Source organism: Lacisediminihabitans sp. (assembly GCF_036404185.1).
Classification (GTDB): domain Bacteria; phylum Actinomycetota; class Actinomycetes; order Actinomycetales; family Microbacteriaceae; genus Lacisediminihabitans.
In genome coordinates this window covers 1-9,218 of record NZ_DASWPB010000183.1, presented here as the reverse complement: position 1 = coordinate 9,218, position 9,218 = coordinate 1, and the positions used below count along the sequence as shown (strand labels likewise).

Annotated in this window: 8 protein-coding genes; 2 read left to right on the top strand and 6 right to left on the bottom strand. The window is 71.2% G+C overall.

Going from position 1 to position 9,218, the window contains the following annotated elements; genetic code table 11:
• The 6 genes from valS to VGC18_RS13270 all read right to left on the bottom strand — a co-directional run.
• Window positions 1-2,103, bottom strand: a 2,103-nt coding sequence (gene valS / locus VGC18_RS13295; protein ID WP_331098166.1) for a valine--tRNA ligase, incomplete at its 3' end; no start/stop codon positions are given.
• A gap of 104 nt (window positions 2,104-2,207) precedes the next feature.
• A complete protein-coding gene (locus tag VGC18_RS13290) occupies window positions 2,208-3,047 on the bottom strand; it encodes a hypothetical protein (RefSeq protein WP_331098164.1) in 840 nt (279 codons plus the stop codon).
• 43 nt (window positions 3,048-3,090) lie between these two features.
• Complete coding sequence (locus VGC18_RS13285; protein ID WP_331098162.1) at window positions 3,091-4,695, bottom strand: ABC transporter ATP-binding protein; 1,605 nt, start codon at window positions 4,693-4,695, stop codon at window positions 3,091-3,093.
• The gene (locus VGC18_RS13280) at window positions 4,692-5,489 is read right to left on the bottom strand and encodes an ABC transporter permease (RefSeq protein ID WP_331098160.1); all 798 of its coding nucleotides are present in this window, start codon (window positions 5,487-5,489) and stop codon (window positions 4,692-4,694) included. The genes VGC18_RS13285 and VGC18_RS13280 overlap by 4 nt, the downstream gene beginning before the upstream one ends.
• Entirely contained in the window at window positions 5,486-6,469 is a 984-nt protein-coding gene (locus VGC18_RS13275; RefSeq protein ID WP_414672888.1) for an ABC transporter permease, read from the bottom strand. Before VGC18_RS13275 ends, VGC18_RS13280 begins: the two co-directional genes overlap by 4 nt.
• A complete protein-coding gene (locus VGC18_RS13270; RefSeq protein ID WP_331098158.1) occupies window positions 6,454-8,082 on the bottom strand; it encodes an ABC transporter substrate-binding protein in 1,629 nt (542 codons plus the stop codon). Before VGC18_RS13270 ends, VGC18_RS13275 begins: the two co-directional genes overlap by 16 nt.
• An 81-nt stretch (window positions 8,083-8,163) precedes the next feature.
• Here VGC18_RS13270 and VGC18_RS13265 point away from each other — a divergent pair, with 81 nt between their 5' ends.
• Both VGC18_RS13265 and VGC18_RS13260 read left to right on the top strand, forming a co-directional pair.
• Window positions 8,164-8,775, top strand: coding sequence for a TetR/AcrR family transcriptional regulator (locus VGC18_RS13265; RefSeq protein ID WP_331098156.1), 612 nt, complete (start codon window positions 8,164-8,166; stop codon window positions 8,773-8,775).
• Window positions 8,776-8,831: 56 nt separating this feature from the next.
• On the top strand, window positions 8,832-9,218 hold a 387-nt coding region (locus VGC18_RS13260; RefSeq protein ID WP_331098155.1), incomplete at its 3' end, for a hypothetical protein.

Below are 9,218 nucleotides of genomic sequence, written 5' to 3'. Positions count from 1 at the left end.
GCAGAACGTCCAGAAGAACTGCTCGGCGGTCTCCAGGGCGCGGGCGTGGTCGAACGCGTCGAAGGCCTCCGTCGCGACGCGCACCACCTCGGCGAGGGAGGCGAGCAGGTCGAGGTCGAGGGGACGGGTGACCGAGAAGTCGCCGCTCGGCAGCTCGAAGGAGTACACGAACTTCGCCGCATTGAGCACCTTGATGGCGAGCTTGCGCCCGATCTTCATCTGGTTGGGGTTCTGCGGGTCGAAGGCGGCATCCGTGCCGAGCCGGCTCGACGCGGCCCAGTAGCGCACCGCATCCGAGCCGTGCTGCTCGAGCATGGCGGCGGGTGTCACCACGTTGCCCTTGGACTTCGACATCTTCTTGCGGTCGGGATCCACGATGAAGCCGGAGATGCCGGCATTCGCCCAGGGGATGGTCCCGTGCTCCAGCTGGGCGCGCAGCACGGTGGAGAAGAGCCAGGTGCGGATGATGTCCTGCCCCTGGCTGCGCAGGGAGTACGGGAAGACCAGGTCGAAGAGCTCGGGGTCCCGCTCCCAGCCGCCGGCGATCTGCGGGGTGAGGGAGGAGGTCGCCCAGGTGTCCATGATGTCCACCTCGCCGACGAAGCCGCCGGGGGCGCCGCGCCGGCTCTCGTCGTAGCCGGGGGCAGCGTCCGACGAGGGGTCGACGGGCAGGGCGTCCTCGCTCGGCACGATCACGGCGCCGCGCTCGCCGTCCGCGTCCAGCTCGTACCAGACCGGGATGGGCACGCCGAAGAAGCGCTGGCGGGAGACCAGCCAGTCGCCGGTGAGCCCGCCCACCCAGTTCTCGTAGCGCACGCGCATGAAGTCCGGGGCGAAGTTGACCTGCCTGCCGCGCTCGAGCAGGGTGTCGCGCAACGCGGCGTCGCGGGCGCCATTGCTGATGTACCACTGGCGGGTGGAGACGATCTCGAGCGGCCGGTCGCCCTTCTCGAAGAACTTCACCTGGTGCTGGATCGGCTTCGGGTCGCCGATCAGCTCACCGCTCTCCCGCAGCAGCTCGACGATGCGGGACTTCGCGCTGAACACGGTCTTGCCCGCCAGCTCGGCGTAGGCGGCGAGCGCGGCCGGGGCGGTCAACGCCTCGGGCGCATCCTGCACGATGCGGCCGTCGCGGCCGATGATGGTGCGGTTGGGCAGGTCGAGCTCGCGCCACCAGGTCACGTCGGTCACGTCGCCGAAGGTGCAGATCATGGCGATGCCCGACCCCTTGTCCCTCTGGGCGAGGTGATGGGCGAGCACGGGCACCTCCACATCGAACAGCGGGGTGCGCACCGTGGTGCCGAAGTACCGCTGGTAGCGCTCGTCGTCCGGATGCGCGACCAGGGCGACGCACGCGGGCAGCAGCTCGGGGCGGGTGGTCTCGATGGCGATGTCGCCCGTCGCGTGATGGAAGGCGAGCCGGTGGTAGGCGGCCGGCTGCTCGCGGTCCTCGAGCTCGGCCTGCGCCACGGCGGTGCGGAAGGTCACATCCCAGAGCGTCGGGGCGTCCGCCTGGTAGGCCTCGCCGCGGGCGAGGTTGCGCAGGAACGCGCGTTGCGCGGCGAGCTGCGACTCCTGGCCGATGGTGCGGTAGGTCAGCGACCAGTCGACGCTGAGGCCGAGCTTGCGCCACAGGTCCTCGAACTGCTTCTCGTCCTCGACGGTGAGGGCGTCGCAGAGCTCGATGAAGTTGCGGCGCGAGATCGGCAGCTGATCGGCGGCCTTCGTGCTGGATCCCTCGCCGCCATTGAGCGGGGGAGTGAAGTCGGGATCATAGGGCAGCGAGGGGTCGCAGCGCACGCCGTAGTAGTTCTGCACGCGGCGCTCGGTGGGCAGCCCGTTGTCGTCCCAGCCCATGGGGTAGAAGATGCTCTTGCCGCGCATCCGCTGATAGCGGGTGATCACGTCCATGTGGGTGTAGCTGAAGACGTGGCCGATGTGCAGCGAGCCGGACGCGGTGGGCGGCGGGGTGTCGACGCTGAACATGCGCTCGCGGGTGGCGTGCTCCCGATCGAACCGGTAGGTGCCCCGCGCGTTCCACGCGCCGCCCCACTTCTCTTCGAGTCCCTCGAGCGCGGGCTTGTCGGGGATGGCTGCGGGCATGGAGGGTCTCCGGTTCGATATGTGCGGCACCGAGTCGGTGAAGAGGTGCCTGAGTGTGGGGGATGTGCCTTCCATGGTACCGGAGCGCCGCGCGGCGGCTCCGGTCACTGGGCGGCGTTGTTCACGACGGTGATGATCTGGCTGGACTTCTCGCCGTTGCCCACCACGGTCAGCGTGTAGTTGTGGGTGCCCGCCGGGCAGGCGTACCCGAACGGGTTGTTGCCGCTCGGGAAGTCCGAGGTGTCACCGTTCGGCGGCAGTGCTTGGAAGTACGGCGCGGTGGAGGCGTCGGGCGTGTCCACCCCGAAGTACGCGGCGGTGGCCCCGGTGCTCGTCCAGCTGAAGGTGAGCGGCGGCTGCTGGGTGCTGCCCGGCGTGCAGGTGACGACGGAGGTGCTGACGGTGAACGAGGTGATCTGCGGGTCCGTCGGGGCCGGCGGCGTGGTCGGCGTCGTGCTCGGCGTGGGGCTGGTCGACGGGGATGGCGGCGTGCTCGGGGTGGTGCTGGGCGTGGCGCTGGGACTGATGCTCGTGCTGGGCGTCGCAACGGTGTCCGACCCGGCGTCGCGGACCAGCAGCATCACCAGCAGGACGACGATGGCGACGAGCAGGGCGGCCCCGATGCAGATCAGCGTGATCAGCAGCGCGTGCGAACGGCGCTCGGGCGGCTGCGGGTCGGACCGCCGCGGGCCGGAGGGCGGCTGCCGCGGCGGCTCGGCCGCCAGTGGTGCGAAGATCTCGGTCGCGTCGGTCTCCCCGGCCGCGTCCGGCGGCACGGATGAGCGCGGCACCGAGGAGTAGGCCCGGGTGGCCTCGGTGGGCTGCGGCGGGCGGACGCGCGCCGGGTCGTCCGGCTGACGCGGATAGGCCTGCGTCGCATCCGGGTCCGGCGCTCCGCCGCGTGGCGGCTGGTCGAAGCGTTCCGTGGGCGGTTCGTCGCTCATCTGCTCCCCTGGTCGCGTGAACGGTGGCGGATGCCGGTAGATCCTAACTCGGATCGCCTGGACGCGCCCGGGGCTCCCGTCCGATCCGCGGCGCCGACGCGATGAGCGCGCGCGTGTACTCGTGCCGGGGCGCCGAGAAGATGGTCTCGGCGCCTCCGCTCTCGACGACGCGCCCGGCGCGCATGACGATCATGTCGTCGCTCATGTGCCGCACGACGCCGAGGTCGTGCGAGATGAAGAGGTAGCTCAGCCCGTGGGAGCGCTGCAGGTCGTCGAGCAGGTCGAGCACCTGGGCCTGCACGGAGACGTCGAGGCTCGACACCGGCTCGTCGCAGATGATCACGTCCGGCCGGGGCGCGATGGCGCGAGCGATGGCGACCCGCTGCTGCTGGCCGCCGGAGAGCAGCCGCGGCCGCCGGCGGAGCAGCTCGGGGCCGAGGCCGACCTGGGCGAGCAGCGCGACGGCATCCGGTCCGGCGCGGCGGGAGCGACCGCGGCTCAGGGCGTCGGCGAGGATCTGCCCGACCGTCCAGCGTGGGTCGAGGGAGCCGAGCGCATCCTGGTAGATGGCGCCGATGCGCGGGCGGCGGGCCCTCCTCTCGCCCTCGCCCGTCGACGACCACGGCAGACCGAGCAGGGTGACCTCTCCGGCGTCCGGCCGGTCGAGGGCGAGGGCCAGGCGAGCGACCGTGGTCTTGCCGGAGCCGGACTCGCCGACGATGCCGAGGGTCCTGCCCCGCTCGAGGCGGAAGCTCACGTCGTCGACGGCCACCCGGCTGCCGAACCGGCGGACCAGGCCGGAGGCGGTGAGCACACTCTCGCGCCGGGCCGGCACGAGGGGCTCGACCGGAGCGTCCGTCAGCCGGCTCCAGCGCGGATGCCCGGTCGGGACCGCGGCGACCAGCCGGCGGGTGTACGGATGCTCCGGCGAGCGGAGCACCGTCGCCGTCGATCCACTCTCCACCACCCGGCCGCGCTCCATGACGAGCAGGCGGGAGGCGAGCCGGCTCACCACGGCCAGGTCGTGGCTGATGAGCAGTATGGCGGCGCCGTCCGCGCGCAGCCGCTCGAGCAGGTCGAGGATGCCGGCCTGCACGGTCGTGTCGAGCGCCGTCGTCGGCTCGTCGGCGACGAGCAGGCGCGGCCGCATCGCGATCGCCGAGGCGATGACCGCGCGCTGGCGCAGCCCGCCGGAGAGCTCGCCCGGCCGCTGCGAGGCGCGCAGCTCCGGTTCTGGCACCCCGACCTCGGTCAGCAGCTCGACCACGCGCCGCCGCCGCTCGGCGACGGAGAGGGTGCCATGCAGGCGCAGCGGGTCGGCGATCTCCCGGCCGACCGGTCGCAGCGGGTCGAGCGCGACGAGGGCGCCCTGCGAGACGAAGCCGATGTCCCGGCCGCGCAGGGAGCGCAGCCGCCGCGGGGAGGCGTGCAGCAGATCCGTGCCGTCGAAGCGCAGCGCGGATGCCTCGACCCGTGCCCCCTCTCCGGCCAGTCCCAGCAGGGAGCGCGCGGTCACGCTCTTGCCCGAGCCGGACTCGCCGACGATGGCGAGGCACTCGCCCGGCTCCATCTCGAAGGAGATCCCGGAGACCACCCGCGGGCCCGCGAAACCGACGGAGAGGTCCCGGACCTCCAGCAGCGGGCTCACGACGACCTCACCCTCTGCTGCAGGGCGCGCCCGAGCACGGTGGTGGTGACGGCGCTCAGCACGATGAAGAGGCCGGGGAAGAAGGTCATCCACCAGAACGAGGTGATGTAGGTGCGGCCGGCGGAGAGCATCGCGCCCCACTCCGCGGCGGGCGGGACCGCGCCGAGGCCGAGGTAGCTGAGCGACGACGCCCAGACGATGGACTGGCCGATGCCGAGGGTCACCAGCACGAAGAGCGAGCCGGCGACGTTCGGCAGCAGGTGCCTGGCCACTCGGGCCACCGGGCCGCGGCCGAGCACGGTCGCCGCCTCCAGGTAGGGCGAGCCGCGCACGACGAGCACCTGGCTGCGGATGATGCGGGCGTAGCCCGGTGCGGTGGCGAGTCCGACGGCGATCGTCGAGGTGACGACGCCCGGGCCGTAGACGACGATGAACAGGAGGGCGAACAGCAGACCGGGGAAGGCGAACAGTACCTCGAGGAACCGGGTGGTGCCGAAGTCGAGCCAGCGCGGCCCCAGCCCGGCGAGCAGCCCGAAGACGATCGCGAGCCCGACGCCGATCGCCGTCGCCGACAGCCCGATGAGCAGGGAGGCACCCGCGCCGTGCACGATGCGGGTGTAGATGTCCCGCCCGGATTCGTCCGTGCCGAAGAGGTGGCCGAGGGAGGGCGCCAGGAAGCTCTGCCGCGGGTGGATGGCGAGCGGGTCCCCGGGGGCGAGGAGCCCGGGCGCCACCGCGGCCAGGACGAGGAAGACCAGCACGAGGATGGCGGCGATCGTGGTCCAGCGTCTCATCGGACGCTCCGCAGGCGCGGGTCGACGATCCGGTCGGCCAGGTCGGTGAGCGTCGTGACGAACATGTAGCAGGCCGCCACGACGATGACGACGCCGACCACGAGCGGCACGTCCCGCTGCTGCACGGCGGAGAGCAGGCTGCGGCCGATGCCCGCCCTGGCGAAGATCGTCTCCACGACGACGGCGCCGCTGATCAGGGAGCCGAAGGCCCATCCGGCCAGGCCGATCGCCGGGATGGCGGCATGCCGGAGCGCGTGCCGCCAGAACAGGCCGGTCGCGCCCTCGCCCCGCGTCCGGGCCGAGAGCACGAACGGCGAGGCCATCGCGTCGAGCAGCGACTCCCGCATGACCTGGCCGAGGAACCCGGAGAGCGGGATCGCCAGCGTCAGAACCGGCAGCACGAGCCCGGCCGGCCCGGGAACGCTCACGGGCGGCAGCCAGCCGAGCCCGGTGCTGAACAGCAGGATGAGGCAGATGGCCAGCCAGAAGTGGGGCACGGCGGCGGCCACGATCTCGAGCACGGAGCCGACCGCGGATGCCACCCGGCCGGCACGCACGGACCAGGCGGCCAGGGCGATGGCGATGAGCCCGGCGGCCAGCAGCGAGCAGGCGGCGAGCAGCAGCGTGCCGCCGATGTTCTCGCCGATCGCCGCGAAGACCGACTCGTGCAGCGCGTAGGACCGCCCGAGATCGCCCGTCGCCAGGTGCCCCAGGTAGCGCAGGTACTGCACGAAGAGCGGCTGGTCGAGCCCGTACTCCACCCGCGCGGCCTGGAGCGCGGCGGCGCTCGCCTGCGACCCCGGGCCGCCGACGATGGCCTCGGCCGGGTCGCCCGGGATGAGCCGGATGGCGAAGAAGGTGACCGTGGAGACCGCCCAGAGCACGAAGATCACGCCGCCGAGACGCAGCAGCGTCCAGGCCAGCCACGGCCGCCGCGCGGTCGGGGTGGCCGCGGGCGCCGCCGTCAGTGGGCCAGCCACGCGTCGTAGAGCGCCGGCGTCGACACGGTCGGCATGGCCCGCAGGCCCTTGACCTCCGACCGCAGAAGGTAGTGGTTCTGCTGGTCGTAGAGCGGCAGGATGTAGTAGCCCTCGAGGATGATCTTCTGCGCCTGAGTGTAGAGCGAGGCCCGCTCGGTCGGGTCGGAGACCTGGGACGCCTTGACGAGCAGGGCATCCAGTTGCGGGTCCTTCACCTGGGAGTGGTTGGCGAAGTAACCGCTGGGCGCGGGGATCGTGCCGTCGGAGTCGAAGAGGATGCGCAGGACATCCGGCCCCACCTTGGTGTACGGCGCGCTGACGAGGTTGTACTGGTTGTTCGCCAGTGCGGTGTACCAGCTGGCCAGGTCGAGGGGCCGGAGGTTGACCTCGAATCCGGCCTTCTTGGCGGTGGCCTGCAGCTGCTCGAAGAGGGACTGCTCCGCCGGGACGGACTGGTTGGTGCTGACCGGGAACTCGAGCTCCAGACGCTTGCCGTCCTTGGTGCGGTAGCCCTCGGCATCCTTCTGCGTCCACCCGGCCTGATCGAGCAGCTTCGCCGCGGCCTTCTGGTCGTAGCCGAACAGCTTCGGCTCCGAGTAGCCGAGCTTCTCGACGCTGGAGAGTGCCGAGTAGGAGCGCTTCGCCGTACCGAAGAACAGGCTCCTGATGGCGTCGTTGACGTCGGCCGCGCGGATGAAGGCCTCGCGCACCCGCTTGTCGTCGAAGGGGGCGATGCTCGAGTTCAGCTCGAGGCGGTTGGATGCACCGGGTCGCGGGGCGTCGAGGGCGACGAGGTCGTGGTTCTTCTCCGCGGCGACGATGGTGTCCGGCTGCACGTTGTCGATGACATCGACGGTCCCGGACTGCAGGGCGGCGTAGCGGGAGGCGGAGTCGGGCAGGAAGCGCCACTGGATGGTCTTGAGGTACGCGGGGCCCTTGTGGGCGGCGTCGGCGGGCGGCGAGTTGTAGTCGTCGTTGCGGACGAGAGTGATCGACTGCTGGCGGTCCCACTTCTTCACGATGAACGGGCCGGTGCCGACGGGGGAGGCGCAGTTGACCTCCTGGCTGCGGTTCAGCGCCGTGGGCGACTCGATCGCGAGCCAGGGCTGGGAGAGGGAGTCGAGCAGCGTGGTATCGGGGGAACTCAGGTGCAGGCGGGCGACGTGCTCGCCGATCGCCTGCACGGAGGTGACCTTCTGCAGGGCGAGGTAGCCGGTCGACGACCCGGTCGACGGATCCTGGATGTGCGCGATGTTCGCGGCGACCGCCTCGGCGGTCAGCGGGGTGCCGTCGGTGAACGTCACGTCGTCGCGGAGGGTGAAGGTCAGGCTCAGGCCGTCGGCCGACTGCGACCACTTGGTGGCGAGCCAGGGGATGATCGCCCCTGCCTTGTTCTTCGAGACGAGCGACTCGAGGTACTGGGTCGCGACGAGGGCCTGCGGGTAGTTACCGCCGACGTGGGGGTCGAGGCAGGTGGGCTCGGCGTCGCCGGTCGCGTAGACCAGCGTGCCACCGCGCACGGGTGCGGAGCTCGTGGATGCCGGTGCAGAGCATCCGGCGAGGAGGACGGCGGCGGAGGCGACGGCCACCAGGGAAACGAGGACACGGTTCATGGGGGAGCTCTCTCTGCCCGGGTGGTGCGGTGGGCGACTATTATTGGACTCAGTCCATTATTGCAACTCCGGGGAGGCGAAATGATTCCTGCACCGCACAATTCGGCCGGCCGGCCGCGCACCTCCTCTCGGTCGGTGCTCGAGGACGCGGCTGCCGAGCTCTTCCTCGAGAACACCTACCAGGCGACCACCATCGATCAGATCGCCCAGCGCGCCGGGGTCAGCCGCAACACGTTTTTCAACTACTTCGGAGCGAAGAGCGACCTGCTCTGGGTCGAGGTCGACGCCGGAATCGACCGCCTGGCCGAGGAGCTCGAGACCGTTCCTCCCGGAGAGACGGCGCTGCCCGCCCTGTGTGCCGCCGTGCTGCGGGTGACGGGGGAGTTCGGCGTCGACCGGGTGCCGCTCGCCCTCACCCAGGGGGAGCTCATGGGGATCGGGGAGGAGATCCGGGCATCCGGTCTGCTGCGGCTGTCCCGGCGGGCGGAGGTGATCGCCGCCTTCCTGTCCAGGCAGGCCAGGCTCGACCGCCGGAGCCTCGCCGTGCTCGCGGCGGCGAACGCCATCTCCGGCGCCATCACGGCCGCGTGGGAGGTCTGGGCGCTGGACGGGATCGGTCGCGCGCCGCTCTCCCGGTATGCGGGGGAGGCATTCGACCTGGTGGCGATGGGGATCAAGCGCTCGCTCGGTTAACATGCTTTAATACCTCAGGCACAAAAGGTCTGCCCGGGCCTTGCGGGAATGAGGCCATGGACTACTCCGAGTTCGCCGCCGCCTACCCCCGTGAGACCCGCACCGTGCCCCGTTACGACACCCGGCGGGAGGCACTGCTGGAGACGCCGAGGCAGTTCGCGGCGGGCTTCGGCACCGCCATCCACGACCATCTCTCCGGCGGGCCGCCCACCTTCTCCGCGGCGGAGTTCGACCTCTACGTGCACCGCTACCTCACCTGGGCCAGGCAGAGCCTTTCTGGCATCATCCGCACCGTCGAGCAGTCGGGCAACCGCTTCGACCGTCACCAGCCCATGGTGGAGTTCACCTTCCACCACCTGCTGCAGGTCATGCATCCGATCTGGGCCTACGAACTGTACGGGGCGCCGCCGCTCAACGCGCTGCGCATCCGGGACATGCAGACG

Bases quoted from the DNA above. Each gene is read 5' to 3' on its own strand.
- VGC18_RS13270 (WP_331098158.1), bottom strand. From the start codon at position 8,082: ATGAACCGTGTCCTCGTTTCCCTGGTGGCCGTCGCCTCCGCCGCCGTC.
- VGC18_RS13265 (WP_331098156.1), top strand. From the start codon at position 8,164: ATGATTCCTGCACCGCACAATTCGGCCGGCCGGCCGCGCACCTCCTCT.
- VGC18_RS13280 (WP_331098160.1), bottom strand. From the start codon at position 5,489: ATGAGACGCTGGACCACGATCGCCGCCATCCTCGTGCTGGTCTTCCTC.
- VGC18_RS13290 (WP_331098164.1), bottom strand. From the start codon at position 3,047: ATGAGCGACGAACCGCCCACGGAACGCTTCGACCAGCCGCCACGCGGC.